This is a genomic window from Streptomyces sp. NPDC054849, from assembly GCF_053610945.1.
The window spans coordinates 1-26,110 of record NZ_JBSGZI010000112.1 but is presented as its reverse complement, the minus strand read 5'-3'; the positions used below and the strand labels follow the sequence as shown (position 1 = coordinate 26,110).

Below are 26,110 nucleotides of genomic sequence, written 5' to 3'. Positions count from 1 at the left end.
GCCGGGTCCGGCCCCTGCGGCGTCCCCGCGGGCCGTCAGACGTTGCCCGTGCAGCGAGTCCAGCAGCACGAGGTCGTCTCCGGACAGACAGCGCCCCGCCGTCACGTTCGCCGCCAGTTGCTCCGGGTCGCCCGTGCCGAGGATGGCCAGGACGTGCGGGTCCCGGTGCCTGGAGGACGAGGTGGCGGATCGCGGAGGCCCTGCTACTCGGGTGTTGACATTCGGCTCGAGGCCCCCGGTCGCCTCGTGGACGCGACGCTCGTCCCCTGACGCCGCCGTCCGCGCCCGCGTCCCGGTTCCGCCCGTTCCCGCTCCACCACCACACCGGCCGCCGCGCCCCGCCGGCGGGATGCTCGCCAGCGGCACCCGCAGCGACGTCTGACGTCGGCTTGGGCGAGTGCGGTGAGTTGCCGGGTATCAGTCGCCTCCGCCGCCACCGCATGACGCATCGTTGCCACAGGAGAAGCTGACGCCGTCGTTCTTCCGCGAGCGGGAACGTTGTTGGGGCTGCGGGGGCCGGCCGCCGAATGCGCCGCCGCGCCAGGCCTGGAAGAGCCCCCAGGCGAGACCGATCCCCACGACTACCAGGTATTCCATTTCCACTACCTCCCGGTTCCTTCATTCTCGCCTGTGCCGGTGATCCGCGGCTCGGGCGGCACGGAAGATGGTGCAGGTCGTCGGGCTCCGCGACGATGTATGTGCCGTCTCACAGCGCTGCGCACCGGACGCGTTGGCAGAAACTTACGCGCCGGTTCACTCGGCCTCAGCCACCGCTTCCTGAAAAGGCCCACAGCACGAAGGCACCGCGTACAGCACGACGGTCGCCAGGCGCGCGTACACCAGGGCCACGAAGACGCCCACCCCGCCCAGGACCATGCCGCGGGCCTTTGCGCCTGTGCGCGATCGCGGCCACCAGGAGGCTGCCACCACTACCGCCGGAACGACGCACGGCAGGACAGGCCACGCCGACGCAAGAACGATCGGAGAGGAGCGGTAGCCCCACGCGCCACGGTCGCCCGAGAGGCGTGCGTCGACGGGGGCGTCACGAGGTGCCCGCCGGCGCCGAACCACGGCGCTGAAGCGAGAGCCTCAGGTCCACTGAAGCGTGCGCCACGGGCTGGCCGGGTCCGTGGTCAGGGCACGGTGGGTCGCGAGGACCGTCTCGTACCACTCGCCGAACTCCTCCTCGTCGAAGTGGAGGCAGCGGCCCAGGACGTAGGCGGCCGAGAAGTCCTCCCACGAGCGGTAGTTGAGCTGGACGAGACGGCCGGCCCGGACCACGGCCGCCTCCGCCTCCTGCAGGGAGCACAGGCGGGCGGCGAGTCCCCAGCGGGCCATGCCGGAGGCCCGGCCGTAGTCCCAGGCCTCGACACTCCGGACGAAGCCCCCCTCGGGCAGCAGGCCGTCGGCGCGGAACCGCGCCTCGTAGCGGGCGATTCGGCCGATCAGCCGCTGAACGCCGGTCACTTGACCCTCCAGCTCCGCGGCGGTGACGGTGCCGCCCGGGGTGACGCCGTCCGCGGTCAGGCGGGGCTCGGCGGCGGACTCGGCACGTCGGCGCACCACGTTCCCCGCGGCCTGGCGCCAGTGGTCGACGTCGACGGGGCCCGCGAAGTCCAGGGCCATGGAGCGGCGAAGTTGCAGGACGAACTCCCAGACCCCGCTGACCATTCCGGCGCGCAGCAGCTGTTCCTGCGTGTCCTGCCAGTCCTCCCGGGTGGTGACGCCCCACCAGCGTTCCAGCGTGCGCTTCTCGTTGCGGTAGCCGCAGCCGTGGTAGGCCATCGAGTTCCAGTAGCGCCCGTTGTGCACGTTGATGTGCGCGCCGGCCGCGAGACCGAAGGCGACGGGGCCGGTGTGGGGGCCGCCCACCTCCAGGGTGTGGACGACGTCCTGGGCGAGCCCCGGCCGCTCGACCCGGGCGGAGTGACGCTGCCACAGGGCGCGGCCCTCCGGCCCGGCCGGCAGGACGCCCTCGCAGGGGCTGCCGGGGTTGACGACGAGGTAGGGCGGGTCGTTCTGGTTCCAGACTTCCGCGAACCAGCCGAGGTCGTAGCAGTTGTAGACCGGGTCGGCGACGGGCGGCGGCAGCATGCCGCCGGTGTAGACGGCCAGGCAGGCGGTCTGGGTCTGCGGGTTCCAGTAGGGGTGGAAGCGGGTGTTGCCCGCGTTCGCGTCGACGTAGGCCCGCGACTGCATCATGTACAGGTCGGCCCGTGCGACGAGGTCGTAGTACGCGGGCCAGTCGCCGCGCGCCTTCGCCTCGTATAGCCCCTGCTCGACCGCGCTCGGCGCCTGCCAGCCCCGCGCCGATGCCGTCGGACCGGGCAGGACTCCTTCCTCGTGACCTGCTGTCAAACTCATGGGTAAACCCTAAGGGCTGGTCCAGTGCGGTCGGCGTGCCGGTCCCGCCGGGCGGGGGTCGACCAGGGCCGAGGTCGTCGAGGCGCCGGATCACCACCGCCGACGGATCGCACGTCCCATGGCCGACCGATCCCGCCGAGGCGCTGTGCGAGTCGGCACGTCCGCCGACACACCGTGGGGCGAGCCTTGGTCGAGCGTGCAACCCGGGCCTCCCCTCTCTGCCAGGCCGCGTGCAGAGTTTCGGGATACCGGCCACCTCGGCCATGAGCCGCTGGGGCTGAGGATGCCGGCCGGTGACCAGCACTCTGAGGCGAGGGCGCTCAGCGCCCCGGAGCAGGTCCAGGAGGTAGCGGGGGAGACCGCCGACGGCGGATGCGTTCTTGCGGTACGTGCGGTCGACCGCACGCTCGCGGCACCCCGGAGAACGGTTGGTCGGTGACCCCAACGGCTCGGGCGAGGACATCGAGCGGGACTGGATGGAGCGCACGGTCTGCTGGAGCTGGGTGACCAGGTGCTGCTCACCCGCGAGCAGGTGGGCCGCATCGTGAGCCGTCCACGCCACCGGTCGAGGCACGCCACTCCCGGGGCGGTGCTGGGCCACCGGAGCCGCGTCCCACACCGCGGGCGCTACGGTCCAGAGGAGTGCAGGCCTCAGCAGCACCGGCAACACGACACCATAGTCCGCCCGGCCAGCAGGGGCGCAGACGTAGTCGACGCCCAGGGACCGACCCCAGGTTCCCCATCGCCGCGCCGACTTGACCAGCCTGCCCAGTCGCCGGGCTCGCTGCCCGCCCATCCACCGAAGCCGGACGATAAAGGAAGCTCTGACAAGCGTCGCGGCAGACCTGCTCCGGACCTTTGAACGGGACGGCAGATGAGGCGTGCCGCTTTACCGCCGCGGCGCGAAGTGGCCTCGGAGCCAGGCGAGCAGGGCCGCGAACGCGGGGGACTTGGCGGCGTCCGACTGCGTGAGAACCGTCGAGCGGCCGCCGTCCTCCACCGTGATCACGTAGCTCATCGCGTCCCTGGCGCGCCCGTTCTGCTCCTCCTCGGGCATCGCTACGGCCGCCGCCACCAGCCGGGCCAGCTCGGCCGCAGCGCTTTCGGGCAGGTCGTCCGTGTCCAGCACGTTGGGCCGGCGGCGGAGGTGTGCAGCCGCCGCCAGCCCGCCGTACGACTCCAGGGTCACCTTCATTGCGCGCAGCCTCTCGACCGGCGGGGAATTCCGGTGGTCACCTGGCGCCCTTCAGCTTGGCCACTTCCTTGGCCAGCCCCGTCACCTTGTCGCTCAGTGCGCCGATCTGCCTGGTCAGGGCTGCCGGCCCGTCCTCCCGACCCGCGCCACCGTGCCCGTTGAAGGCATAGCTCCGTGCCCGGGCGAGGCCGCTCGGGACACTTCTCAGTGGGACCTCCACCTCCTGCCACCCCGCTATCACGGCCGACTGCTCGGGGCTGCCGACGCCGAACAATTGCCCGGCCTTCTGGAAGGTGGTGTCGGCGAAGTCCTGGAACTGGTCGTCGGCGGTGGACGCCTTGAGCGATTCGTACCAGATGGTCCCGACGGTCTCCCACGCGAATCCGCCGATGCCCACGGAAGCCAGGTAGAACGCCTTGTTCGGAATGCCGGAGTTGTAGTGCACGCCACCCCAGTCACCGAAGAAGGTGTCGGGCTTGTGGACGAACTTGCTCATACGGTCGGGCTGGGGGTCACCTGCGAACGCCGTCCCCGGGGCCTTCAGTGATCGCAGGGCGTCGCCCTCGATCGCCGGGGTCCACACGTCGGCCCCGATCAGCCAGTCCGCCTCTTCGGCCGTCTGCTTCAGGGACCACTGCCTGACCAGCGACCCGAAGACGTCCGACATCGACTCGTTCAGGGCCCCGGACTGATTGTGGTACTCGAATCCCGAGGTGAAATCGGTGACCCCGTGTGCCAACTCGTGGGCGATCACATCCAGGGATCCGGTCAGGTCGCCGACGCTGTCTCCGTCACCGTCGCCGAACACCATGCGCTGTCCGTCCCAGAAGGCGTTGTCGTACATGAAGCCGTAGTGGACGAACCCGTCCAGGCGCATCCCCCGGCCGTCGACCGAATTGCGCTGGAACACCTCCTTGAAGAAGTCACGTGTCAGGCCCAGTGCGTCGAACGCCCGGTTGACGGACTCGTCCAGGGACGCCGGTCCGTCTTCCGACCTGGCCAGGACGGCGTTGACAAAGGATTCAGTCTGCTCGCAGTCGAATATGGTGCGCCGGCCGTTGCCGGGGGCGGCCGCGGCGGCGAAACTCGCTCGAACCGATCGCTCACCCCGCAGGCGTGCCGTGGTCAGCAGAGTGGCCAAGGCGGCCTGCCGGACATCTCGGTCGTCGCTCTCCATGAGCTTTTCGAGAATGTACGGGGGGATGATGCAGTTGATCGGGCGGGTCCTGCTCATGGGATACCTCCTGCAGTGAGAGGACCGACGGTTGATCAACCTGGCCCAAGGACCGAGGTGCCGACAAACGGCATCGAATCCACCCACGCGCGGACGGCTTCCCGACCTTCGAACGGGCCGGGCGCGGCCTGCCGCGGCCCCCTGAACAGACCGGGGTGGCCGCGCGGCACAGCGGACAACAGCGGGTACCCGCTGGTGCGGCGGCAGTGGCAGAAGAGTCGGGCGCCGACCCGCCCCGATTCCCCCGGCAGGGCCACGCTGATACCACCAGTCTCCTGCCGTTTGTAGCGGCTGGCAAACGCAGTGCGAGCGCGCCGGAACGTTCTGATTCAAGCTGTCTGGGATGGAGGCGAGGGCTGGTCATGCGTGTTGCTGGGCGTAGGCCGCCAGCTCGGGTTGTTCGCGTAGGAGTTGTTCACGCAGTCGGCGTACTTCGCAGCATCGGCGGTGGCTTGCTGCTCGGCTTCAGCTTGGTCCTGCGCCGTGCGGGTCCGTTCGGCGTGTTGGGTGTAGGGGTCGTCGAGCATGCGCTGCCACCGGATCGCCTGCCATAGGCGTTCCGCTTCCCCGAGGAAGCGGGGACGGCCGCAGGGGCCGCCACCCGGCGGCCCCTGTGGGCGGTGAGAGCGGGTGCAGGAAGTGCGCGCGGCCCTTGCGGGTGATGGTGGCCAGGGCTACCCGCACGTGGCGATCATCGGTTTCCTGTTGTCGCTGAGGGTGAGGGCAGTTGCGGTATTGGTGGCTCGGTGAGCGGGCGTGCTGCTGGTTGTGTGAGCTCGGCTTTTGCAGCGTCAGTTGCGGCTGATCTGGGGGTCGTTGCCGGTGCTCCGCGCGCAGCGCAACGCCCCGGTGTCCGGTCGATACATCGAGGCGTTGCAGGCGCGTTCGCCGTCGTCGCCGGCTTGGGGCGCCGTCTGACTGAGCTCATGCGGTGGCGGGGGCACGGTGCAGCGTGAACCAGAACGTCGGGACCGGGTTCGTGCCGGGCGTCACGTCGGTCAGCTGCCACCCGGAGAACCTGGCGCTGAGTTCGTCGGCGGTGACGCCGGAGATCGGATCGTCGAACGCTTCGGGCCCGTATCCGAACATCAACAGTCGTGCGCCCGGGGCGGCGCGCTTGGTGAGGCCGGCGGCATAGTCGTCGCGGCGGTGCGGTGGAATTCCGCAGTAGCAGCTCAAGTCGAAGAACAGGTCGTATGGGCCATGCACGCCCACCTCGTCGAGTCGGGTGGCGTCCCCACAGAGCACAGTGACGTCCGCTCCGGCCGCGGCGGCCTTCTCCCTGGCCTGCCGGACCGCGCGGTCGACCAGGTCGACGGCCGCCACCCGCCAGCCGTGCCGGGCCAGGTAGACCGCGTTGGTTCCGGTGCCGCAGCCGAGTTCGAGGGCCTGGCCAGGCATGAGCGCGCCGGGCCCCTCTACCAAGGCCACGAGTTCGGGCGGCGTGATGCCGCTGTCCCACGGCGGCTTGCCGTCCCTGTAGAAGTCCTCCAGCTCACGGCGCACAGCCGCCTCTTGGTCGAGCTCCTCAGCCGTCCGAGTCCTACTCATCGATCCCTCTCCAAAAACGTAGAGTTCAACTCTAGTGACTCACTCTAGAGATAGACTCTCGACATGGACGCAGTCAAGGGTTCCGACGGACAGAACGCCAAGCGCCCCGACAAGCGGGCCGAGCGATCGCGACGCACCCGCGAAAACATCGTCGCGGCTGCACGAGACCTGTTCGTCTCGCAGGGGTACGGTGCGACAAGCCTTCAGGAGGTTGCCGACCGCGCAGGTGTGGCCGTCCAGACGGTGTACTTCGTGTTCCGCAACAAGCGCGCGCTGTTCAAGGACGTCGTGGACACATCCATTGCGGGCGACGCCGAACCGGTCGCCACGATGGACCGCGAGTGGTTCCACGCCGCATGCGCCGAGCCCACTGCAGCCGGGCAACTACGCGCCCACGTGCGAGGCGTACGCGAGATCCTCGGTCGTGTCGCTCCGATCATTCCGCTGATCGCGGCTGCGGCGGCCACGGACCCGGAGATCGCCGCGCAGTGGCCCACCGGCCCCGACCCGCGCTATACCGTCCATCACGCCGCAGCGAAGGCACTGACCTCCAAGCCCGACGCCCGCCCCGACGTCGATAGCGCCCGCGCCGCCGACCTGCTGTACGGGCTGCTCAGTCCGGAGCTGTACCTGATCTTCGTCCGCGACCGGGGCTGGTCCCCCGACGCCTGGGAGGAGTGGGCATACGTGGCCCTGACGAAGCACCTCTGCACAGACCACGAGTAGCCCGTCGGCGACAGGCGTCATCGGCGAGCACTCCGAGGAGCGCCACCAAGGCGCCCTCGCCTTGTCCTTGCGGCCCACTGCGCCGGACACACCTCACCGGCGTCGCACGGTCGTCGCTCCGAACACCGCGAGTACGACATCGCCGAACCTGCTGAACCGGGCCAGGTATTACGAACGGCAGCCCTGTCACACCACAGCGTTGACAGGTGCGCAGGCATGCTCAGGCCCCGCCGGACCTCAGGCCGGGGCCTGTACATGCTGTTTCTACGACCACGTGGTTCGCCGACGCCGTATCAGAGGTGATGTGACGCGCTGCGTTCAGACCAACCCGACCTGCCCGACATCGACGAGAAGATAGGCCGGTTCATCACGCTGGCCCGCGAGGTCCATCGCGCCTGCGAAATCGTCATCCTCGAAGGGCCGGCACCCCTCGGGAAGTCGCGGAACGCGTTACCAACGCGTCCGCCGATCTCTCACACGTCATGCGACGGATGGCCGAGAACGCACACGCGGGAAACACCACCCACCAGGCCGAAGACATTGCCCTTGCCGCTGAACGAGAGCGGACCCTCTAGGAAGCCGTCAGGGACTTCCGCCTCGCGGCCCGCAGCACCATCGGCATAAGCAATTGATGCAGGGACTCCGAGCCCGATTCGGTCCGCGCGGTCCTGTCGGGTTCGCGCCTCTCGCCGGTATCCGCATGCTCACCGCGGTGGCGGCCTGCGTCCGATCACCGAACTCTTAGTTGATCCGCGCCCGGGCCTGCACGCCAGCCTTTGCACGGTTACCGGGCTTCTCTGGCCGGCTCGGCCTCGCGAACGGCGTGCAGGGCGGCGCGGGCGTAGTCGGCCGGGTGGCCTCAGGCGGTGACCGGATTTGCCGGCGTCGTTCACCCAGTCCCGTCGACGGCCGACCGTGGTCCGCTGACAGGCTTCGTCACGTGGCGTTGGCGCAGACAGCCCAGGCTGTGATCGTGATGGTGAGCCCGGTGTCATTCTCCAGGGTGGCCCGCCATGAGGTGTCGTTGACTGGGAAAGTCTCCATGAGGACGAGACCATTGCCGACGGTGTTGCTGCTGATTCCTCCGCCTGTGACGACCTTTCCGGGCGGGCAGTTCACCGTGACCTGGCAAAGGTTGTCGTTCTCACAGGATGCAGAGTTGGAGACCCTTTCGTACCCGGAGACCCCGTTGACACCGGTGGCGCCCGTGGCACCGGTGGCGCCCGTGGCACCGGCGGCACCGGTGGCGCCCGTTGCACCGGTAGCGCCCGTGGCACCGGTGTCACCCGTCGGGCCGGTCGGGCCGGTGGCGCCGGTGGCACCCGTGGCACCGGTGGCTCCCTTGCACTTGTCTCCGCCTGCCGCCGTGGAGGCGATCGGGTGGTCGTGGGAGTGCGGGTTACCGTGGGGGTAGCGGTCGCACCTGTCGCCTGCTGTCGACCAGCTGACCTCCTGGTGTGTGGGCGCGGCCGCAGCAGCGGGGCTGGTGAGGCCGAGCATGACGAGGGCGAGTGATGCCATCGCGCCGCCCGTGTGGAGTTTGGTCCGCCTGGGGAGCGGGCCGAGCCCGGCCCTGTCGTTGCTCGGATCAGCCTTCATGATGTGTCCCTTTTCCTGACCAGTGCGAACTGTTTTGTCGGTGCCCGGCGAAGCCCCGAGGGATGTATGCGGGTCGCTCGGCAAGAGCATCATCGGTTCCCTGGTCAAGTAGGGCGTGAGACACGCACGATCGTCGACTGGTCGAGTCAACGTGTGCCGTCCGAATGGCGTAGGAATTATGCAGGGGGACCTTGGTAGGCAAGGGGCGCTGGGAGGCTGTCACCGACCGTGTAGGGTCCCGGCCTCCTCGACGCCTTCGTGTCGAGGGGGCCGGTCGCTCGGATCGGGCGGGCGGGCCGTCAGGGCCGGGCGGGACCTTCGAGTAGGTGCAGGCGGCGGTGTTCCAGGACCGTGGCGAGGGCGTAGGCGCCGCCGCCCGCGACGGCGAGGACCCAGGAGAGGCCGGGGGCGGCGAGCGAGAGCGCCGCCCTGGACGAAGCTTTCCCGGGGCGGGGACGCTGCTACCCGCAGGAACGCGGGGCCGACTGGCTTCCCGGCATCGCAGGTGCCGCCTTCCTTCGCACACTTCGTTGAGATGTCGGAGTGGGACGCCTTCGCGAAGTCGGGGCCAGCTTGCGCGACGAGGACGACCGGCTGCCGGTGCTGATAAGGAGCGCGTGTACGGTATGCCGTCCCGGTCGCGCGGGCCACCAGCAGTGCGCCTGAGCCCGGGCCAGTGGGTCCGCTGGCAGTTGAGCTACCGGTTCAGTGGCATCGGGCACGGGGACTGGTCGTACTGGCTCGACACGTTCAACGTCGCTTATGGGCCCGTTGAGCCGGACGTGTTCCTGTCGGAGCCGACCGTGTCGGACGATGAGTGCGGTCCGGTTCGATAGAGCATGGCCAGCGCTCAAGGCGCTGCTGGGCCCCGCCGGTGCGCCAGGCCGCTGTTTGGTGAACGCCGCAACGCCACGACCTGCCGGGCGGAGCAGTCTGCACCTGGCATCGCATGACCCCTTGGAATGAGCCGCCCCGAGCATGACGCAAGCACTACTCGCTTCCGGAATTCGGTTCTGGCACAGACCCGCGGGGCTCCGGCTGGCGCGGCACCGCGGCCGCCGCTGGTGCGGCAGGTGACCGGCCGGCTGACGCGGCGCCCCATGACCCTGACCGAGGAGGACCGGGCGGGCTTGAAGGAGGTCGTGGCCCGTTGCGGCATCCCGGGACAGCCTGCGGAAGCCGGGCCAGCCGGCCGCCGCGTTCGGCGTGACGGTGGCCAGCGGGATCACCGCAGAGACCAGAGCGAGCTGTTCCGGCTCGTCAATGCGGTGAAGGCAGCGGCTACCGGTACGACGGTCGCCGTCGTACCGGGCGGCTGGCGCAGGCCGTCTCGGACGACCGCGCCCGCGGCCTGCTCGCGGTTGGCGAAGTGCTTCTGACCGTGGGGCGGTCGCAACGGCATGGCGTGGCTGGTCCCGGCGAACCAGCCCAGGAGCGAGGTTTCGTGCAGCGAGTGCTCGGGCTGGGCGCTGCCCGCGATCTCGCCGCGCCGCCACCGGCTGTGATCGTCCTCGGCCGCCGGTGCCCGGATTTCAGGAGACCGTGCGGTGGTTCCGGTTCGGTGGGATGCCGTAGAGCGCCAGGACGGCGGCTGTCAGGTAGGCGGCCGCGCCGATGGCCATGCTGATGCGCAGCCCGGTGGTGAAGTGGGTGGTGGAGGCGAGCAGTGAGCCGCCGAGTGCGACACCTGCGGCGCTGCCGGTCTGGCGCGTGGTGTTGAACAGGCCGGAGGCGGTGCCGGAGTAGCCCTCAGGTGCGGCTGTCATGACGGTGGTGGTCTAGCCGGTGAGGGCGAAGGACGTGCCGAAGCCAGCGGCCAATCATGGGCGCGATGAGCAGCAGGTAGTCCGGGGCCGCTCCGGCGGCGGCCCAGCCGGCCAGGCCCGCCGCTGCCAGCAGCATGCCGGCGACCACCGGCGGGCGGTCTCCGGTCCGTCGTGCCAGTCTCCCGGACAGGACGGAGGCGAACATCGTCATCGCCACGGCGGGGAACAGGGCGAGTCCGGTGCGCAGGGCGCTCAGGCCGTGGTGCTGCTGGAAGTACAGGCTGGCGGTGAAGATCATGCCGTAGAAGGCGAGGTTGAACAGCAGGCCGATCACGGCACCGCCGCTCATCGCGCGAGAACGCAGCAGTTGCAGCGGCAGTACGGGTGCGCGGGCCAGGTGCTCGCGCAGGACGAACGCGGCGGCGGCCACCATGCACAGGCCGGCCCCGGCGAGGACCAGGGGGTCCGTCCAGCCGCGCCGTCCGGCCTCGTTCAGGATGCCGGTCAGCAGGGCGACGGTGGCGATGACCGCGCACTGGGCGGGCCAGTCCAGGGAGCGGGCGGCGTGCCGGGGTGAGCGGGCCACGTGGCGCAGAGTCAGCACCAGGTGCCGGGTCCGGCCGGGCGGGTGGGATGGCGTACGCGCAGAAGGTGGACGGTCACCGTGCGCTGCTGTTCACCTCGGCCAGCCCGGGCGGCACGGTGTGGGTGCAGACCCGTCGCGGGGCGCTGGTCCAGGACCGTTGGCCGGACTTGGTGGCGGCCGCCGAGGCGCAGTTGCGACACGGCCTGGTCCTTGACGGCGAACTGGTCGTCTGGGACGCCGAGGCAGGCCGGTTGTCGTTCGAGGCGTTGCAGCGCCGGGCCGCCGCCCGCGTCGGCCCCGGTCCTGGTCGCGCGGTGGCCGGCCAACCGCGAGAGCCGGAAGGGCCGGGGCAGGACGCGGACGGGCTGGGCTGTCTTCCCGCATGGCCCGGCCTGCTGGGCTTGTCACCCCCGGCGACGCTGTCCCCAAGCCGAGCCGCCTGGCCTGGGCCGGGCAGTGGACGATGCTGATCTTCGTTGTTCTGGTCGGCACCGTGGTCCCCCTGATCTGGCTGCCGTATCTCGGCTTCGCGTACCACCAGTCGACGAACCAGCTGGCCGAGAGTGCCGTCACGTTCTACTTCAGCGACCGAACCAGGCCGCTGACTCCTGGTGTCAGGGTTCCTTGACAGTCGTGCTCTGTCAGGGCAGCCTGACAGATATGGGAGCTGAGGAAACCCCGGCCTCGCTGGCCGGAATGGTCACCAACAAGGATCCCGCTGTCGGTTTGCAGGCCGTCGTGGCGTTGCGCCGTCTGCTGGAGGAGCTGGAGCGGTTGCACGTCGACAGCGCCCGCCGGCAGGGCTGGTCGTGGCAGACCATCGCCACGCACCTGAACGTCAGCAGACAGTCGGTGCACGAAAAGCACGCGGGCAGGCGCAAAGCCATGGGCATGGAGGAGTAGCTATGTTCGAGTTCTTCACCGATCGCGGTAAGCAGGCCGTTGCGGCCTCCCAGGACGAGGCGATCGCCCTGGGACACGACTTCATCGGCACTGAGCATCTCCTGCTCGGCCTGCTTGCCGCGGAGGGCGGGACGGCCGCCGACGTGCTGCGCGGGCAGAACGTCGACTTGGCGCGGGCCCGGCAGGAGACCGTGCGTGTCCTGGAGGCGGCCGGGATCGTCGCCGTGGGCGGGCAGCCCGCACGCGATGCCCTGTCGTCGATCGGCATCGATGTCGCGGAGATCCAACGCCAGGCCGATACCTCCTTCGGTCCCGGCGCCTTCCAGTTCCCCCGGCCGGCCTACACCCGCGAGGCACGCAAGGCACTGGAGAACACCGTGGGCGAGGCCCAGGCACTGGGCCGCGACAGGTTCGGCACCGAACACATCCTGCTCGGCCTGCTGACCGTGTCTGAAGGCCATGCCCTGAAGGTCCTGGCCGCCCTCCACGCCGACCCCGCCGCCCTGCGCGAGACGGTCCACGCTCAGGCCGCCACGGAGGGGCCGTGAACGCAGGCCGGATCACAGCGGTGAGCCGCAATGCCTCGTATTCGTTCAGCAAGCCCAACCACGCGTCCATCACCCTGCTCGCCGGCCTCGGCGTGGAGGGGGACGTCCACGCGGGCGAGACGATCCGCCACCAGTTCCGCATGACGTACGAACCGGACCTGCCCAACCTCCGTCAGGTCCACCTGATGCACGAAGAGCTCTTCGAGGAACTTGCACGGAAGGGTTTCGAGGTCTCCGCGGGCGGGTTGGGGGAGAACATCACCACCCGAGGGGTGGACCTTCTCGGCCTGCCCACCGGGTCCCTGCTGCGGCTCGGAGCAGACGCGGTGGTCGAGGTGACCGGACTGCGCAACCCGTGCTCGAAGATCAACGACTTCCGGACAGGTCTCCTGGGAGAGATGTTCGCCCTGGACCCGCTCTCCGACGAGTTCACCTTCAAATCCGGCGTCATGGCCGTGGTCCGCCAGAGCGGGGCCGTTCGTCCCGACGACCCGGTGGAGGTGGAACTCCCGACCCGCCCGCACCGCGCGCTGGAGCGCGTCTAGGTCTTGTCCGGCCGATCAGGAGTTGAGCCGGCAGATGCTCTGCATACGGGGTGGCTCGCCTGGGCCGGCCAGGATGGTTGCAGAGTAGTCCTGCTGGGGTCACACCCGCTGTGTTCGGTGGCCACTGTCCTGGCTTCTCATGTTGGGCATGGGGGGCGGATTCCTGGGGGACCTCTCTACCAGAGGCAACGGTGTCAGCCCACACAACTAGGGTTGCTGACCACCGACCTCAAGGGGCTTCACCATGGGCATTCATCCCGACGTCGCCGTACTGCTCGACCTCGTGCCAGCAGACTTCGCAGGCGGCGAGCAGATCGACTGGGCTGCGGCCGAAGTCGCGCTGGGCACCAGGCTACCGAGTGACTACAAGGCTTTGCTGGACACGTACGGCGTGGGTGATATCGGAGAGCTCGTCATTCTGCCCCCGCTCCCGAGTGACGTGCGCGGGTGGGAAGGGTGTCACATCGGAGGCATGACGGACGGCCTGCGCGGGCTCTGGGAGGACCGCGCAGGAATCCCAGACGTGACGCTGGGCGCCGAGGCCGTCCTGCCCTGGGGTTCCGGGATGAACGCCAACGAGATGGCTTGGCTCAACAACGACCCAGATCCGGATAAGTGGCCTGTCATAGCTTGGCGCCGGCACCACTTGTGGGGCGAGTCGCCGTGGGCCCTGTTCGACTGCAACATGGTCCAGTTCATCACCCGCATGATGCTGGGCCAGTTCGACGCCTGCCCACTCGGCGATGCGTCGCTCTGGAAACGGACAGACACCTTCGTCAGCTGGCGAGAGCAACATCGACGGCTCAGGGCCGGACTGGACCCTGCCACAGGCGAGCCCAATCCCTACGCCCACATGTACCCCATCACCGAGGACTGGCCCTGATCAGGACCGGAGCCAGATCGCGAGGGCTGCCGCTGTCGCAGTGCCGAGGAAGACGTAACCGCGCTTGTCGTAGCGAGTCGCGACCGCCCGGTACTGCTTCAGTAGGTTGATTGCCCGCTCGACGGTGTTGCGCTTCTTGTAGCGGGCCTCATCAAAGCCGAGCGGCCGCCCACCGCCTGTGCCCTTGCGCAGGCGGGCCGCCTGGCTGTCGGTCTTCTCCGGGATGGTGTGGCGGATTCCCCGCCGTCGCAGGTACTGGCGGATGGGGCCGTTGCTGTAGGCCCTGTCGGCCGCAAGGCTGTCGGGCTTCTTGCGCGGCCTGCCCAGGCCAGACCTGGGCACCCGGATCTTCTCCAGGACCGGTTTGAACTGGGTGCAGTCGGCCCGCTGACCTGGAGTAACGATCAGGGACAGTGGGCGGCAGCGGCCGTCCGCGCTCAGGTGGAGCTTGCTGGTGAACCCGCCGCGCGAGCGGCCCAGGCCCTCACCTCCAGCACCACCTCCACCAGGCGGGCGACGAGACTCTGCCACGGCGTCTCGTCCTGGTGTTCCATCCCTCCGGCCCCCCTTGATCCCGGGGCCGGAGGTGAGTCGGTGCGGGCCCCGGCTGCATGCTGATGCGCGCGGACGCTGGTGGAGTCGACCGAGATGTCCCAGTCGATCTCGCCTGCGGCGTCGGCCGCAGCCTGGACCCGCTGGAGCAGACGTTCCCAGGTACCGTCGGCCGACCACAGGCGGTGGCGTTCATAGACGGTCTTCCATGGCCCGAACCGTTCGGGCAGGTCACGCCACTGCACCCCTGTCCGCACCCGGTGCAGAATCCCGTCGATCACTTGCCGGTGATCCCGCCACCTGCCACAACGCCCGTTGCTGACTGGCAGGAACGGCCGCAGCCGTTCCCATTCGGCATCACTCAGATCGCCCCGCCCCATGCCCACAGGAACGACTCGGGCATGGAGTAGTCACCTGATCGGCCGGACAAGTCCTAGGTTCTGTCAGTGCCGGGTCCAGATGAGGATGCAGGCGAGGTGGAGTGCGGCCTGGTAGGTGATGGCGAGTGTGTCGGTTCGGGTGGCCAGGCCGCGCTACTGCTTGAGGGGGTTGATGCAGCGTTCGACGGTGTTGCGTTACTTGCAGGTTTCGCGGTCGAAGGCATTGCCCGCTCACGGGTCGGTGAGGTGCTGACGCCGGACGCCGATGACGTCGCCGTCCCGGAGGCCACCTTGGACGTGCCAGGTCCCGATCCGCGGCCCGAGCCGCCGAGGGCAGCGAGAAGACGAAATCGGCGGTACCGATGTGGCGCGAGCGGCTGGCCTGGTCCACCCTGCCGACGGACTACCAGCACATCCTGAGTGCCCTGGCCGACCGGGACCGGCTCGGTCAAGCGCCCCTGAACTGCAGGAGATGACCGCCGCCTTCGGCATGGACCCGGTGCCGGCGAAGGCGGAGGCGCTGCGGTTGAAGGCGTAGCGGCTGGTGGGCCCGCGGCTGGCTGGTCAAGATGGCTCGTTTTGAAAGTCGGGGCAGCCGTTAGTCGGTGGTTCGTGAGGGCGATGCGGTGCGTGGGCGATGGGCTCGAACGTCCACAGGGCGTCCATCGGGATCGCGAGCTGTCATCGTCCACTGCGTGGGCAGTGTCTCGATCTCTCCGACCGGCCACCCGGCAGCCAGGATTTGATCGCGAACCTCACACAGCTGCGCGTGTGTTCCCACGCGCAGCCCCCATCCCGCCTTGGCGAGCGGATCGAGACCAGTGGTGGGGGCGGTAGAGGTTTCGACGATCATCAGGTGGTCATGGCCGCCGACATCGATGACTGCGATCCGAGGATCAGAAGGGGTTGCAGCGCGCTCGAATGCGAGCGCTGCTCCGAGCAACTCCGTGTAGTACGCCACGAGCCGGTCGAGGTCGGTCGTGGACAGCGTCAGATGGTTGATTCCGAAGAGATCGGGCATGGTGGGTCAACTGTAGTCCAGCCTCTGGAGGGCACCTGGGGTGCGAGCGTTGGCGCGGACAGCGCAGGCTGTGATCGTGATGGTGGCCCCGGTGTCGTTCTCCACGGTGGCCCGCCATGAGCTGTCTCTGACTGGGGAAGTCTTCATGAGGACGAGACCGTTGGCGACGGTGTTGCTACTGATTTTTCCGCCTGTGACCGGGCGTGGGACGCGCGGGTGGTGACGCCGAGCGGGCCGACGATCTCGGGGTCCTCGCAGTCGGCGGTCGGGCGCACGGCGGCCTGGGCCGCGGGGCGGCTGCCGGTCTGGGATGTTCTCGAGGCCGACGGTGACCGCGATCAGTCGTGCGGCAGCCCGAGCGCGCCGGTCCGCTTTGCCCCGTTCAAACTCACACGGCTTGGCGCCACGGAAGTCTGCCTTTGCCAGGTTGGCGCGGGTGAGGTCCGCGCTGCGAAGGTCCGCACCCGTCAAGGTCGCGTGGCTGAGGTTCGTGTCGCTCATCTTGGCGTTGCGAAGATCAGCGTCGTCCAGGCTGGCGTATGCCAGGTCCACGCAGTCCGTCCGCTCGGTCTCACCGGTCTCACCGGTCTCACCGGTCTCACCGGTATCAGCGGAGATCGCCTCAACGGCCAGATCCCCGGCGATCAGCGCTTGTAAGGGGTTCAGCGCGAGCGCAACTGCGCCCGCTGAGCAGCCGTGTGGGGCGTACCCGGCCATGAGATGTACGGGTGGCCGGTGTGGTGGCTGGCAGGGCGTCAGCGAGAGCCGCGGTGTCGGCCGTGGCTGTCGGTGGTCAGGAGGACCAAGGCGAGCCCTACAGGCAGCAGAAGCAGCAGTGTCAGAGTCATGAAGCCTCTGATGCCCCTGCTCGGACGCCTGACACACACGTCGCTTCTCGGCTGTGCCCCGCTTTGCCCGGGGAAGCGGTCCGGCCGTGCTCCACACCACGACAGGCCAGTCGTCAGGGGATTGGCTCCTCGCTCCCCGACCTGGGATGGCGTGGACCCCGCCGGTCAAGCCTTCGACGGCGCGTCCGTGGCGCGTCCGTAGCGCAGACGGGTGCGCTCGCTCGGCCCGGCGGTCGAAGAGTTCGTCGCTTCCGGCGACGACGAGCGAGGCCATCGACATGACGGAGCTACGGGGAAGGCGGCGATGACCGGACAGCCGTACGCGGTCCGCTTTTCCGCACCGGCCGCGAAGGTCCTCGACACCCTGCCCGAGCACGCCGTAGGCAGCGTGTGGGACGTCCTGGACGCCGCCGCAGACCCGGGGGGGCTTCCGCCAGTGGAACGCCGACGACCGGTCAGAGGCCACTGGCGGCCGCGCGTGCAAGGTCAGGTCAGTTCCACGCGGCCGATCAGGCCGGCGGTGGTGAAGGCGTCCACGAGCTGCTCGCGGCCCTCGGTGAAGTGGGCCCAGCTGTCGAAGTGGACCGGCACGATCCGGCGGGCGCCCAGGATGCGGGCGGCCTCGGCCGTCTGAGCGCTGTCGAGGGTGAGCAGCGCGCGGTCCAGGACAGGGGTGCGGACCGCGCCGGCGAACAGGACAGCGGTGTCAACGGGGCCGAAGCGGTCGGCGATCTCGCGGACCAGGGGGAGCTGGGCGTTGTCGCCGCTGACGTAGATGGTGGGCAGGCCGTCACCGCTCAGGACGAAACCGACGACCTCACCGACGACCGGTTCGAGGTCCTCGCGTGCCCCGGGACCGTGCAGGGCCGGGACGCCGGTGACGGTGATCGTCCCGCCACCGGGACGGTCCAGGTCGATGGACTCCCAGTCCTTCAGGGGGCGTGCGGCGCCGCCCAGCCTGCCCGCGCCACTGGGTGTGGTCAGGGTCAGGGGGACATCGGCGAGCAGGGCGCGGCCCGAGGCGTCGAGGTTGTCGTCGTGCTCGTCGTGCGACAGCAGCACCACATCGATACGGCCCAGATCTGCGGGCGCGGCGGAGGCGGGCGCGGTCTTGGCCAGCCCCGACGCGTAGGTGCCGGGAGCGTCGAAGGTCGGGTCGGTCAGGAACCGCAGCCCGCCGTACTCGATGAGTGCGGTCGGCCCGCCGAAGACATGAACGGGGACCTGCTCGCTGGACGCGCCGGCTGTAGTCATGACGAACCACCTCACGGATAGATTGGCTTACATCCGTGACCATAAGCGTTGTCACGGATGAAGGCAAGCTGTAACGTGAGACGCGTGAGTGAGTCTGATACCGCCACCATCGGCACTGTCGACCCCGGGCTGCCGCCGGCGCCGGGCGCCGAGCTCTACCCCGCGCTCGACCTCGCCAACAGCGCCGTCGCGCAGCCGGGCGGCCAGTTCCTTGACCTGTTGCGTACGCCTTCGGGCGCCAATCACTGGCTGGTCGCCCACAACCTGGCCCCCGCGGACGCCGGTATGCAGGAGATCTGCGCGTCGCGCCTGCGCTCCCTGCGCGAACAGGTACGCGCCCTGCTCGCCGCCCAGGTCGGCGGCCGTCCGGCTCCCGCCACCGCGCTGGCCGCCGTCAACGACGCCCTCACCCGGGTCCCCACCGCCGCCCCGCTCGGCTGGGACCCGGTCCGCGGCATGCACCGCACCGCCCCGCACCCCATCGACCAGATCGTCGACCAAGCCCTCGGCATCCTCGCCGCCGACGCCGCCGACCTGCTCACCGGACCCGACGCCGAACGGCTGACGGCCTGCCCCTCCACCCCCTGCAACCGCTACCTGCTCCGCGCCGGACGCCGCCACTGGTGCTCGGTCCGCTGCGGCGACCGCGCCCGCGCAGCCCGCGCCTACGCCCGCCGCAGCCAGGCCACCGCCGACTGAGGGACAGCATCTGAACCGCCTGAAGCCGGCACTTCCTGGAAGCAAGGCTCGGGTACTGCTTGGTGGGCCGCCTCGTGGACGCGACCCTCCACTCACTGACAACGCCGCTGTCCGCGCCGCCCGCGCCCGCGTCCCGGCTGCAGGTCTCTCCGGCCGCGGCCTGCGTTCGGCTCCACCACCACCGGGGCCGCGGCCCCCGGTCAGCCGGCCCCGGCCGAAGCCCCCGCCCACCGGCAACAGACCGCCCCTGCCCGGGGCTCGGGCCGCGGCCGGTGAGCAGGCCGTACGATCCCTGGGGGCGAGGGAGTTCGGCACGGAGGGGGATGAACATGAGGGCTTTCTCCGTGGAGGGCCGGGAGTACGCCGCCCTCACAGTGCTCGGGAGCGACGACTTCGACGCTCTGGAAGTGGTGGAGATGACTGCTGCCGGGCGTGGCGCCCTCTTGTTGGAGTTCCGGATGGACGAGGAGATGGCCACGCTGGTCCACCTCGGCGCGGAGGTAGGCATTCCGCTGCTCAGGGCCTCCCTGGAGATCTTCCGCAAGGACTTCCTGGAACCGAGGCGCGCAGCGGGGCTGCCGCTGCCGCCCTGGTAGCCGAGTCCTGCCTGCGCCTGGCGTTCCGGTTGCAGGAGGGAGGTGCGGGCGGTGAGGATGACGGCCTGGCGCCGCTGATGCGGGGGCGGACTGGCCGGTCATGCTCCGGTAGCGCCAGCGCGAGGAACACTCTATTGCGCTCACTCCACGCCGAGTTCGGCCAGAGCGGTGCTGGACACGAGCAGTGTTTGTGGTCAGTGGTGGGCTGGCTGGTATGGGCTGATCAGTTTGGGGTGCGCGGCTTGCCCCGGAGCAGGTTGTCCTCCTACCTGTTCTTCGCTGTCTTCTCCATCGACAAGGCCACCGGAGAGGAGACCCTCCTCGCGCCTGCGGACCCGTCGAAGTTCGAGACTCTGTGGTCGAAAAATTTGAGAGGTTTCCCTGGGGTCAACGAGCCGAGGGCGCTGAAGGAGCCGGTCGCCCTGTATGGCAGCGCCGACCGGGGCTCGCTGCAGGTCGGCACACTGGAGGGTTTCAACGTGACTTCAACCAGGCGTCGTAACGGTCGGCCGGGGAGCGTACGAGGTGAACGCCGCGCGGTAGACGAGTCCGCTGCACGCCGCGAACAGCTTGCCGCCACCGCCGGCCCGGGCTGCCGGAGATCTTGAGCGTCGAACCTGGCCATAGTGGCCAGGTACGGCGCTCAGGCACACCGGTGCGACCGAGCGTTTAGGGCCTGTCCGGCCGATCATGCGGCTGATCCTGTACCGGTCTGATCCGCAAAGTCGGGAGGGACACAGGGAAGCACCGGGCGAGCCCGGAGGATTCTGGCGCGCTGACCCTGGTAGAACAACGACTGGTGGGTATCCAGGAGCGCGAACGCAAGATGTACCGGCCGCTGCGGCGGGCCGGCCTCGCGGTGATCCCGGACGCCGTGCCGGACGGCACGATGCCGTTCGTCTTCGGATATCGCCCCGAGGACATCGTCGGCCGCTTCTCCCACCGGTACGAAACCTCACGGCTCGTCGAGCGTCTCAACGAGGACTGGTACGACCTGGCGGTCTCCTCCGGCCTTCTCGACCACCGGCGCGAGTTCCTCATCCTGCTTCCCCACGGCACGCACACGCACCAAGCCGTCCTGCAGAAGCGGAGCCATCCCTATGGCCGCCGTGCCGCACCGGAGGTCTGGACCCGGGTCCGGCTCCTCGACCGCTGGGACATCATGGGCCGGGGTGCGGCATCGGCGTTCCTCGGCATACGTGCCGGCCACCCGGGCTTCGGCATGATGGCGCTCGACAGCAGCGTGTACATCAGCTGCTCGACCGGCGAGGTCGGTGTCGACGTGGTCGCAGTGCGCCACCCGGCCCGCTCTGAGAACGTCCTGCAGGAGCTGGAATGGTACGCAAATTGGGACTATCCCCGCGCCGACAAGGAGTTGCAGAAGCGGATCGCCGTCTGGCTCGCAGGCCGCGCACCGGGGACCGTCAGCCGTTCCGACCGATGACCACGCCCCCCCGGCAGCGAGGTCGGGAAGGATGGTCGCCGTCCAGCTGATCATGTGACTACGCCGTTGCCGAATCATTCACGTGGTCATGGGTCGGGGTGACCTGACGGATGCCGAATGGGAGCGGCTTCGGCCGTGTCTGCCTGTCAGTAACGGTCGTTGTGGCAGGTGGCGGGATCACCGGCAGGTGATTGACGGGATTCTGCACCAGGTGCGGACCGGGGTGCAGTGGCGTGACCTGCCCGAAGGGTTCGGGCCGTGGAAGACGGTCTATGAACGCCACCGCCTGTGGTCGGCCGACGGAACCTGGGAACGCCTGCTCCGGCAGGTCCAGGCCGAGGCCTATGCGACGGGTGAGATCGACTGGGACATTACCGTCGACTCCACCATCGTGCGCGCGCATCAGCCCGCCGCCGGCGCCCGCACCGACCCGCCGTCGGCTCCCTCCTCAAAGGGGGACGTGCCAGCAGAACACCAGGACGAGACGCCGCGGCAGAGCCTTGTCGCCGCCTGCCTGGCGGAGGTGGTGCAGGAGGCGAGGGCCTGGGCCGCTCGCGCGGCGGGCTCACCAGCAAGCTCCGCCTGAGCGCGGATGGCCGCTGCCGCCCGCTGTCTCTGGTCGTCTCGCCAGCTGCACCCAGTTCAAGCCGGTCCTGGAGAAGATCCGAGTGCCCAGACCGGGCTTGGGAAGACCACGCAAGAAGCCAGACAGCCTTGCGGCCGACAGGGCCTACAGCAACGGCCCCATCCGCGCGTACCTGCGGCGGCGGGGAATCCGCCACACCATCCCGGAGAAGACCGACAGCCAGCCGGCCCGCCTGAGCAAAGGCGCACGCGGTGGACGGCCGCCCGGTTTCGACGAGGACCGCTACAAGAAGCGCAACACCGTCGAGCGGGCGATCAACCTCATGAAACAGTCCTGAGCGGTCGCCACTCGCTACGACAAACGCGGCTACGTCTTCCTCGGCACCGCCACCGCCGCGGCCGTCACCATCTGGCTCCGAACATGAACTGCTACGCGACCCAGCAGTAGACGCCCTGGTTCTGGCGCCGGACGCTGCTGACGAGAGCAGCCAGATCGCCCATGATCGCGTCGGCGATTGGCGCGCGGGGTCCCCTGGCTGGCGTGTGCGGACCTAGGTCAAATGGCTTTGGCCGCATAGGTTCCCCTAAGACGCCGGGCACTCCGCGTCTTCTATCATGGGGGAAATGATGAAGCGTAAATTCGCTCTCACTGGTGCGGTAGCGGCGAGTCTGCTCATGCTGTCGAGCGGGAACGCGTGGGCGGGGACGAATATAATTGAGGTATACACCACGGATTGGTCTCCGGGCGGTGTGGGCTCATTTGTAGCCAATGGCGATCTGACCCAGGTCTGCGATGCGCAGGCAGATGGCTACGCGGCAGTGGCCTATCTGCGCCGTTGGGATGGTCCGCTCTGGAAGACGGTCGTCGCTAATGGTGGCTATGGCACTTGCAATTCAGGATCCATTGATATTCCGGAAGGGCAGAGCGTAACGCTCACTGTCTGCTTGAGGAAGGATAATGTGGATTCCTTCTGCCGAACGAAGACTGGCGGAGTCGCTTAACCTGAGCTCGTGAATCAATTCTCGCTCCCCTCGCAGGAGGGGGCGAGCGTTTCCTGTCTACGCCACCACCTCGCCCGGGAGTTGCGGCGGCATAGCCGCCTGATCGCTTCCGTTGGCGGCGGCTGAGTGCCGGCCGTCAGGCTGTTGCCTCATGTCGGGTGGGACGCACCTATGCCCCTCGGTGCCGAGCTCGTGGCCGATTCACTCACCGATATCGTTCTGGCCGGATGCGGGAGGAACGCCGTGACCGCCGCGGAGACAAACTTCCGGCCGTGGCCGGGGTCGGCACCGGCTGCCTTGAGACTGCCGTAGCCGTTACCGCCGCCGCTGGTGCTGTCCTGGCAGGCGGGGCAGGCGGGGCAGGCGGGGCCGGCATGGCCGCCGCCGACGCCGTGGCCGAGGGCGCTGCCATCGGCTCCCCGGGTTTCCTGTCGGGCCACGTCGTCCAGGTGCCCGTCCCCATCCCGGTCAACCTCCGTGGCAACGCCGTCAACATCGTCGGCGTCCTCAGCTTGTTCTTTATCTTCAGACATGACGCAGAGCTACCAGAGTCTCCAAGTAGCTGCCCTGTGTGACAGTTGTCGCGGCAGCTGCAACCCAGTCGACGCGGCACGGTCTTGCTCCGGAGAATCAGCGCATGAGCCTCAATGTGGATACCTTCGTATACGAAGCCAACGGCAAGTGGACCCTTCTGGAAGATCCCGACGACGACTACAGCAAGGCCATGGCCGGATTCGAGAGATCGCGCAGCAAGCTGTGGGGCTCTGAAGCGGTTCGGGCGCTGGGGGCTCGCTTCTTTCCCCGGCTCGACGGCGGCAACCTCCAGGTCGAGCCGGGGGAGATCGACGACTTCCTGGCCGAGTGCGAAGCGATACGCCCGCACTTCGATCACCTTGGTGAAGTAAGCGGCCACGGCACGGAGTACGTCACGCGATGCTTCAACAACATCGTTGCCGCTTCCGTGCGAGCCAAAGCCGAGGGCGGCGGTGTCATCGTCTGGTGAGCTTGATCTTTACCCTCGGGCGTCGCGGAGTCGGCATCTACAAGGATCTACCGGGTCTGCCGATGGCCTTGAGGGTCTCGGGGCGTTTGACGGTCTTGCCGACGTCGTAGCGGGGTGTGGGACGGCGGTTCTTACTTCCGGGCGGCCGTCCGGAACCGGCGCCACGAGGTTGGGGAACACGGGCGGGGCAGAGCAGGTGGGCTCGGATGTTCCCGAACTCCCGGCGGACCCGGGCCGGGGTGAGGCGTTCGGGCTTGGCCGGCCTCTCCCAGGGCGGCGGAGGTCGGCGGCGAGGGGTCGGGCGAGACGGAGCTGGGGCGACGACCAGGAGCGGGTGTGGCAGCATCGGGCCCCGCTCAAGGGCGTGGCGAGGTGGAACGACCGCTGTGCTCGCCTGTCGTTCTATGGGGAGGACCGGCTCGGTGGCATCGACAAGAAGTTCGTCGAGACGATGCGTACCTATCTTGCCGAGGCCGAGAAGGGCGGGATCACCAAGCCGGTGGGCAGGGTCGGCGCGGACGGAGATGTACGGCTGTGGCGCCAAGCGGTATGAGGGCAGCACCTACTGGTGGGACTACGACGGCACCCACATCACCGCTTCGGACAGCAGTACCGTGCCATCGGACCGTGCCAAGCCGCAGCGACGCCAGGGTGTGGCTAGACGCGGGGCAGCCAGCCAGCGGCGAAGTCCGAGCGCTCCCGTGCGCGCTGCGCCTTCTCCTCCAGGAGCCGGCGGAAGCCTGCCAGGGCGTAGCGCTCCCCGGTGGCCGCTCTGGGCCCGGGGATGCCGGCCACGGTGGCCATGCACTGTTGGGGCTGGGGCTGCCAGCCGGTGACCTGGACCCGTAGGTGCATGCGCTCTGCGCGCCGGTGCAGGTTCAGGAGGTGGAGCAGGCCGTCGACGTCTATGGCCACGACGGCGTGCAGGTCCACCAGGAGGTCTCGCTCGTCCATGGTCACGTGGTCCAGCGCGCGCTGGAGCACCTCTCCCGCAGTCTCGTCGAGCTGCCCGGTGGCGCTGATCAGGATCGAGCTGCCGCAGTGCTGGACGTCAACGTTGATCAATGTTCTGCTCCCGTCACCCGAAGGCTCCGGACCTACGGGGTCCCATCCTGGCGCGACGCGGCGGGGGGCTGGTCTGGGCGCGCTGAGGCGCGCGTAGAGGCCGGGACCGGGGTTGTACCGGGAGGAGGCTGGGCCGTTGCTTGGAGGATTGCTTTCAGCGGGGGCCGAGGGCGTGACCGGCGGTGGGACCCCCCCTAAATCGGACATGGTCTGTTCTTGCAGGTCAGACCCTGCGGGCAAGCCTCCCGGTGAGGAGGACACCTCTAATTCGGTTCGTGAAGAACAACCGGCTCAACCACGTCGGCCACCTGTGGGCGTTCGCCTCCCTCAGCGGTTCATCCGGCGCGGACGCCCACTACCGGCGCCGCCGGACAGGAGGGGACTGGCACATGCAGGCTCTGGGGCACCTGTTCAACCGGATGCTCGGCCGGCTCCACCACTGCCTTCAGGCGCGCAGCCTGTTCGACGAAGCGATCGCCTTCCCAACGGACGCGCTACGGGGTCACTGACGGGAGTTCCTTCTCGGGCACAGCCATGACGAGTCCCGAGCTGACGGGACGCTTGTTGTTGACAAGAATGAGCCGGTTCCTGGCCCAGGTATCGAGCTGGGCGCATGCCCAGGCGGGGTCATACGCTGCCGTGGGTAGCCGGGGTATGCGCTTTCGACCGGTGTCATCGAGCTGGTACGGAACCTCGAAGGCCGTGTTCCAGTTGTCCAGGTTCGCGCCAAACCGATCTTCCGCTTCTGCTGGACCGATGCCCAGGTACTGGGCTATCTCCGCCCAGGTGCTGCCTCGCTCGCGTTCGTAGATCACGGCCGAGGCCAGAGCGCGCTCCGCGAGTTCGATGAGCTGGAATGCCTGGCTCACCCGGCCTCCGGGACCGGTGTCAGGGTCGTTCTCGGTGGCGACCAGGCCAGCGGCGCCATCCGCAACGTCCACGGCGTGATCGCACAGGACGAGGCGGGCCAGCGCATGGCGGGTGAATCGGCCACGGTCGGCGTCATAAGGGGTCGTCTCAGTCACCCCCACAGCCTCGCAGTCCGTATCCGCGGCGAGCACCCGATTTCCGTCAGGGACCGGACACCGCTTGACGGCGTAACTGCATGAGGTGTCTTTCCACGCGATAGCCGAGGGGAGAGGTCTGCTTCGGGTCCGGGGGCCGCCGGCGCCGTGAGGGGTACATGTGCCGGTATGGCTCGTGAACGGATTCGGTGGCCCCTCGTCGTGGAACGGGCGCGGCAGATCGTGTACGGGTACGCGCTGCTGAAGGTCACGCTGCGACAGGTGATGTACCGCCTCGTCTCCGAGGGCCTCCTGCCGCACACGGCACCGATGTACCGCCGGCTGTCCGCGCAGCTGGCCCAGGTACGCAAGCCCCGCTGGAACGCCTGCTGAGCCTTGCTCGGACCCTTCGCCGCGCGACCGGCCCTGAGGCGGGAGAGGGCGCCTGGCCGGGCTGTACGCCGAGCTTGGTCAGCCGCTCCTGCTGCTCGGGCAGGAACCGCGCCCAGATGGCCGGCTCCTTCTGCTGCTGGAGCCACTTGCCGATGTCGGCGCCGTCCATTTGGCGGTTGTGCAGGACGAACGCAGAGCTGGGGACCCGTACGGGGCCGGGCAGCTGCGCCGCGCGCTGAGGTTCTGCCATTACCCCCAGGCGCCGGGGGGGGGGGGCCGCGGCCCGCGCCCGGGGGGGGTGGTGGGGGGGGGCGCCGGGCCCCCCCCCGGGGCGAACCGCGGGGCCGGGGGGGTTTAAACAAAT

30 protein-coding genes and 4 pseudogenes are annotated in these 26,110 nt (G+C 69.0%); 18 read left to right on the top strand and 16 right to left on the bottom strand.

The genetic code is table 11. From position 1 onward, the window contains the following. Nucleotides 1-1,089 precede the first annotated feature (1,089 nt). The 4 genes from ACWGIF_RS32705 to ACWGIF_RS32690 form a co-directional block, all read right to left on the bottom strand. Nucleotides 1,090-2,364: a DUF1266 domain-containing protein gene (locus ACWGIF_RS32705; RefSeq protein ID WP_453502935.1), complete on the bottom strand. Its 1,275-nt coding sequence runs from the start codon at nt 2,362-2,364 to the stop codon at nt 1,090-1,092. Between the two features lie 889 nt (nt 2,365-3,253). Then, nucleotides 3,254-3,559: a protealysin inhibitor emfourin gene (locus ACWGIF_RS32700; protein WP_453502933.1), complete on the bottom strand. Its 306-nt coding sequence runs from the start codon at nt 3,557-3,559 to the stop codon at nt 3,254-3,256. Nucleotides 3,560-3,596: 37 nt separating this feature from the next. Further along, on the bottom strand, nt 3,597-4,793 hold the full coding sequence (locus tag ACWGIF_RS32695) for a M4 family metallopeptidase (RefSeq protein ID WP_453502932.1): 1,197 nt from the start codon (nt 4,791-4,793) through the stop codon (nt 3,597-3,599). A 924-nt stretch (nt 4,794-5,717) separates the two neighbouring features. Continuing rightward, nucleotides 5,718-6,344, bottom strand: coding sequence for a class I SAM-dependent methyltransferase (locus ACWGIF_RS32690; protein ID WP_453502931.1), 627 nt, complete (start codon nt 6,342-6,344; stop codon nt 5,718-5,720). A 63-nt stretch (nt 6,345-6,407) separates the two neighbouring features. On the opposite strand from ACWGIF_RS32690, the gene ACWGIF_RS32685 reads away from it, so the two are divergent. Then, complete coding sequence (locus tag ACWGIF_RS32685; protein ID WP_453502929.1) at nt 6,408-7,070, top strand: TetR/AcrR family transcriptional regulator; 663 nt, start codon at nt 6,408-6,410, stop codon at nt 7,068-7,070. A gap of 936 nt (nt 7,071-8,006) precedes the next feature. Here ACWGIF_RS32685 and ACWGIF_RS32680 read toward each other — a convergent pair. From ACWGIF_RS32680 to ACWGIF_RS32665, 4 genes are all read right to left on the bottom strand, one after another. After that, nucleotides 8,007-8,669, bottom strand: coding sequence for a hypothetical protein (locus tag ACWGIF_RS32680; RefSeq protein ID WP_453502928.1), 663 nt, complete (start codon nt 8,667-8,669; stop codon nt 8,007-8,009). Nucleotides 8,670-9,894: 1,225 nt separating this feature from the next. Continuing rightward, entirely contained in the window at nt 9,895-10,071 is a 177-nt protein-coding gene (locus ACWGIF_RS32675) for a hypothetical protein (protein WP_453502926.1), read from the bottom strand. A 130-nt stretch (nt 10,072-10,201) separates the two neighbouring features. After that, complete coding sequence (locus ACWGIF_RS32670) at nt 10,202-10,435, bottom strand: hypothetical protein (RefSeq protein WP_453502924.1); 234 nt, start codon at nt 10,433-10,435, stop codon at nt 10,202-10,204. Then, a complete protein-coding gene (locus ACWGIF_RS32665; protein WP_453502923.1) occupies nt 10,419-11,021 on the bottom strand; it encodes an MFS transporter in 603 nt (200 codons plus the stop codon). The genes ACWGIF_RS32670 and ACWGIF_RS32665 overlap by 17 nt, the downstream gene beginning before the upstream one ends. Nucleotides 11,022-11,068: 47 nt before the next feature. Between ACWGIF_RS32665 and ACWGIF_RS32660 the strand changes: the two genes are divergently transcribed. From ACWGIF_RS32660 to ACWGIF_RS32635, 6 genes are all read left to right on the top strand, one after another. Then, entirely contained in the window at nt 11,069-11,491 is a 423-nt protein-coding gene (locus ACWGIF_RS32660; protein ID WP_453502921.1) for an ATP-dependent DNA ligase, read from the top strand. Beyond that, nucleotides 11,485-11,649, top strand: coding sequence for a hypothetical protein (locus ACWGIF_RS32655; protein ID WP_453502920.1), 165 nt, complete (start codon nt 11,485-11,487; stop codon nt 11,647-11,649). Before ACWGIF_RS32660 ends, ACWGIF_RS32655 begins: the two co-directional genes overlap by 7 nt. A gap of 32 nt (nt 11,650-11,681) precedes the next feature. Next, complete coding sequence (locus ACWGIF_RS32650) at nt 11,682-11,924, top strand: hypothetical protein (RefSeq protein WP_453502918.1); 243 nt, start codon at nt 11,682-11,684, stop codon at nt 11,922-11,924. A gap of 2 nt (nt 11,925-11,926) precedes the next feature. Next, nucleotides 11,927-12,472 (top strand): Clp protease N-terminal domain-containing protein, encoded by a 546-nt coding sequence (locus tag ACWGIF_RS32645; RefSeq protein WP_453502917.1) that lies wholly within the window; start codon nt 11,927-11,929, stop codon nt 12,470-12,472. Beyond that, a complete protein-coding gene (locus ACWGIF_RS32640) occupies nt 12,469-13,017 on the top strand; it encodes an MOSC domain-containing protein (RefSeq protein ID WP_453502915.1) in 549 nt (182 codons plus the stop codon). The genes ACWGIF_RS32645 and ACWGIF_RS32640 overlap by 4 nt, the downstream gene beginning before the upstream one ends. Before the next feature lie 244 nt (nt 13,018-13,261). Beyond that, complete coding sequence (locus ACWGIF_RS32635; RefSeq protein WP_060180449.1) at nt 13,262-13,900, top strand: SMI1/KNR4 family protein; 639 nt, start codon at nt 13,262-13,264, stop codon at nt 13,898-13,900. Here ACWGIF_RS32635 and ACWGIF_RS32630 read toward each other — a convergent pair. From ACWGIF_RS32630 to ACWGIF_RS32610, 5 genes and pseudogenes are all read right to left on the bottom strand, one after another. Then, nucleotides 13,901-14,832 (bottom strand): IS5 family transposase gene (locus ACWGIF_RS32630; RefSeq protein WP_453502914.1). Its coding sequence is split into 2 segments (ribosomal slippage): nt 13,901-14,460 and nt 14,460-14,832, totalling 933 coding nucleotides; the frame shifts between segments, so codons are not numbered across the junction. It lies immediately after the preceding gene. A gap of 63 nt (nt 14,833-14,895) precedes the next feature. Next, nucleotides 14,896-15,027: pseudogene (locus ACWGIF_RS32625) on the bottom strand (IS5/IS1182 family transposase); the annotation flags it as partial. A gap of 403 nt (nt 15,028-15,430) precedes the next feature. After that, nucleotides 15,431-15,853, bottom strand: a complete 423-nt coding sequence (locus ACWGIF_RS32620) for a VOC family protein (RefSeq protein ID WP_453502912.1) — start codon at nt 15,851-15,853, stop codon at nt 15,431-15,433. 6 nt (nt 15,854-15,859) lie between these two features. Next, nucleotides 15,860-16,570, bottom strand: a complete 711-nt coding sequence (locus ACWGIF_RS32615) for a pentapeptide repeat-containing protein (RefSeq protein WP_453502910.1) — start codon at nt 16,568-16,570, stop codon at nt 15,860-15,862. 617 nt (nt 16,571-17,187) lie between these two features. Continuing rightward, the gene (locus ACWGIF_RS32610) at nt 17,188-17,955 is read right to left on the bottom strand and encodes an MBL fold metallo-hydrolase (RefSeq protein WP_453502909.1); all 768 of its coding nucleotides are present in this window, start codon (nt 17,953-17,955) and stop codon (nt 17,188-17,190) included. 75 nt (nt 17,956-18,030) lie between these two features. On the opposite strand from ACWGIF_RS32610, the gene ACWGIF_RS32605 reads away from it, so the two are divergent. The 8 genes and pseudogenes from ACWGIF_RS32605 (at nt 18,031) to ACWGIF_RS32570 (ending at nt 23,284) form a co-directional block, all read left to right on the top strand. Next, entirely contained in the window at nt 18,031-18,654 is a 624-nt protein-coding gene (locus tag ACWGIF_RS32605) for a CGNR zinc finger domain-containing protein (RefSeq protein ID WP_453502907.1), read from the top strand. Between the two features lie 329 nt (nt 18,655-18,983). Beyond that, nucleotides 18,984-19,250 (top strand): hypothetical protein, encoded by a 267-nt coding sequence (locus ACWGIF_RS32600; protein WP_453502906.1) that lies wholly within the window; start codon nt 18,984-18,986, stop codon nt 19,248-19,250. Between the two features lie 257 nt (nt 19,251-19,507). Next, nucleotides 19,508-19,858, top strand: coding sequence for a hypothetical protein (locus ACWGIF_RS32595; RefSeq protein ID WP_453502904.1), 351 nt, complete (start codon nt 19,508-19,510; stop codon nt 19,856-19,858). 191 nt (nt 19,859-20,049) lie between these two features. Next, the gene (locus ACWGIF_RS32590) at nt 20,050-20,694 is read left to right on the top strand and encodes a hypothetical protein (protein ID WP_453502902.1); all 645 of its coding nucleotides are present in this window, start codon (nt 20,050-20,052) and stop codon (nt 20,692-20,694) included. Nucleotides 20,695-20,782: 88 nt separating this feature from the next. Then, a pseudogene (locus ACWGIF_RS32585) lies at nt 20,783-21,704 on the top strand (IS5 family transposase). Between the two features lie 199 nt (nt 21,705-21,903). Continuing rightward, nucleotides 21,904-22,281, top strand: a complete 378-nt coding sequence (locus ACWGIF_RS32580; protein ID WP_453502900.1) for a hypothetical protein — start codon at nt 21,904-21,906, stop codon at nt 22,279-22,281. A 374-nt stretch (nt 22,282-22,655) separates the two neighbouring features. Further along, nucleotides 22,656-22,856, top strand: a complete 201-nt coding sequence (locus tag ACWGIF_RS32575) for a chaplin family protein (protein WP_453502899.1) — start codon at nt 22,656-22,658, stop codon at nt 22,854-22,856. A gap of 62 nt (nt 22,857-22,918) precedes the next feature. Beyond that, a complete protein-coding gene (locus ACWGIF_RS32570) occupies nt 22,919-23,284 on the top strand; it encodes a hypothetical protein (protein ID WP_453502897.1) in 366 nt (121 codons plus the stop codon). 37 nt (nt 23,285-23,321) lie between these two features. Here ACWGIF_RS32570 and ACWGIF_RS32565 read toward each other — a convergent pair. Then, a pseudogene (locus ACWGIF_RS32565) lies at nt 23,322-23,599 on the bottom strand (NF041680 family putative transposase); the annotation flags it as partial. Between the two features lie 19 nt (nt 23,600-23,618). Between ACWGIF_RS32565 and ACWGIF_RS32560 the strand changes: the two are divergent. Then, the gene (locus tag ACWGIF_RS32560) at nt 23,619-23,837 is read left to right on the top strand and encodes a hypothetical protein (protein ID WP_453502936.1); all 219 of its coding nucleotides are present in this window, start codon (nt 23,619-23,621) and stop codon (nt 23,835-23,837) included. A 104-nt stretch (nt 23,838-23,941) separates the two neighbouring features. On the opposite strand, the gene ACWGIF_RS32555 is transcribed toward ACWGIF_RS32560, so the two are convergent. Continuing rightward, nucleotides 23,942-24,349: an STAS domain-containing protein gene (locus tag ACWGIF_RS32555; RefSeq protein WP_453502895.1), complete on the bottom strand. Its 408-nt coding sequence runs from the start codon at nt 24,347-24,349 to the stop codon at nt 23,942-23,944. Nucleotides 24,350-24,618: 269 nt separating this feature from the next. Here ACWGIF_RS32555 and ACWGIF_RS32550 point away from each other — a divergent pair. After that, nucleotides 24,619-24,858: pseudogene (locus ACWGIF_RS32550) on the top strand (IS110 family transposase); the annotation flags it as partial. Here the strand turns inward: ACWGIF_RS32550 and ACWGIF_RS32545 are convergent. Next, entirely contained in the window at nt 24,844-25,374 is a 531-nt protein-coding gene (locus ACWGIF_RS32545) for a hypothetical protein (RefSeq protein ID WP_453502894.1), read from the bottom strand. The pseudogene ACWGIF_RS32550 and the gene ACWGIF_RS32545 overlap by 15 nt on opposite strands. Nucleotides 25,375-25,542: 168 nt before the next feature. Between ACWGIF_RS32545 and ACWGIF_RS32540 the strand changes: the two genes are divergently transcribed. Beyond that, a complete protein-coding gene (locus ACWGIF_RS32540) occupies nt 25,543-25,746 on the top strand; it encodes a hypothetical protein (protein ID WP_453502892.1) in 204 nt (67 codons plus the stop codon). Nucleotides 25,747-26,110: the final 364 nt, after the last annotated feature.

Bases quoted from the DNA above. Each gene is read 5' to 3' on its own strand.
- ACWGIF_RS32700 (WP_453502933.1), bottom strand. From the start codon at position 3,559: ATGAAGGTGACCCTGGAGTCGTACGGCGGGCTGGCGGCGGCTGCACAC.
- ACWGIF_RS32635 (WP_060180449.1), top strand. From the start codon at position 13,262: ATGGGCATTCATCCCGACGTCGCCGTACTGCTCGACCTCGTGCCAGCA.
- ACWGIF_RS32705 (WP_453502935.1), bottom strand. From the start codon at position 2,364: ATGAGTTTGACAGCAGGTCACGAGGAAGGAGTCCTGCCCGGTCCGACG.
- ACWGIF_RS32670 (WP_453502924.1), bottom strand. From the start codon at position 10,435: ATGACAGCCGCACCTGAGGGCTACTCCGGCACCGCCTCCGGCCTGTTC.
- ACWGIF_RS32685 (WP_453502929.1), top strand. From the start codon at position 6,408: ATGGACGCAGTCAAGGGTTCCGACGGACAGAACGCCAAGCGCCCCGAC.
- ACWGIF_RS32655 (WP_453502920.1), top strand. From the start codon at position 11,485: ATGCTGATCTTCGTTGTTCTGGTCGGCACCGTGGTCCCCCTGATCTGG.
- ACWGIF_RS32570 (WP_453502897.1), top strand. From the start codon at position 22,919: ATGAGCCTCAATGTGGATACCTTCGTATACGAAGCCAACGGCAAGTGG.
- ACWGIF_RS32540 (WP_453502892.1), top strand. From the start codon at position 25,543: ATGGCTCGTGAACGGATTCGGTGGCCCCTCGTCGTGGAACGGGCGCGG.
- ACWGIF_RS32680 (WP_453502928.1), bottom strand. From the start codon at position 8,669: ATGAAGGCTGATCCGAGCAACGACAGGGCCGGGCTCGGCCCGCTCCCC.
- ACWGIF_RS32675 (WP_453502926.1), bottom strand. From the start codon at position 10,071: ATGCCGTTGCGACCGCCCCACGGTCAGAAGCACTTCGCCAACCGCGAG.
- ACWGIF_RS32600 (WP_453502906.1), top strand. From the start codon at position 18,984: ATGAGGGCTTTCTCCGTGGAGGGCCGGGAGTACGCCGCCCTCACAGTG.
- ACWGIF_RS32695 (WP_453502932.1), bottom strand. From the start codon at position 4,793: ATGAGCAGGACCCGCCCGATCAACTGCATCATCCCCCCGTACATTCTC.
- ACWGIF_RS32650 (WP_453502918.1), top strand. From the start codon at position 11,682: ATGGGAGCTGAGGAAACCCCGGCCTCGCTGGCCGGAATGGTCACCAAC.
- ACWGIF_RS32660 (WP_453502921.1), top strand. From the start codon at position 11,069: ATGGCGTACGCGCAGAAGGTGGACGGTCACCGTGCGCTGCTGTTCACC.
- ACWGIF_RS32615 (WP_453502910.1), bottom strand. From the start codon at position 16,570: ATGGCCGGGTACGCCCCACACGGCTGCTCAGCGGGCGCAGTTGCGCTC.
- ACWGIF_RS32620 (WP_453502912.1), bottom strand. From the start codon at position 15,853: ATGCCCGATCTCTTCGGAATCAACCATCTGACGCTGTCCACGACCGAC.
- ACWGIF_RS32580 (WP_453502900.1), top strand. From the start codon at position 21,904: ATGATGAAGCGTAAATTCGCTCTCACTGGTGCGGTAGCGGCGAGTCTG.
- ACWGIF_RS32690 (WP_453502931.1), bottom strand. From the start codon at position 6,344: ATGAGTAGGACTCGGACGGCTGAGGAGCTCGACCAAGAGGCGGCTGTG.
- ACWGIF_RS32575 (WP_453502899.1), top strand. From the start codon at position 22,656: ATGGCCGCCGCCGACGCCGTGGCCGAGGGCGCTGCCATCGGCTCCCCG.
- ACWGIF_RS32645 (WP_453502917.1), top strand. From the start codon at position 11,927: ATGTTCGAGTTCTTCACCGATCGCGGTAAGCAGGCCGTTGCGGCCTCC.
- ACWGIF_RS32610 (WP_453502909.1), bottom strand. From the start codon at position 17,955: ATGACTACAGCCGGCGCGTCCAGCGAGCAGGTCCCCGTTCATGTCTTC.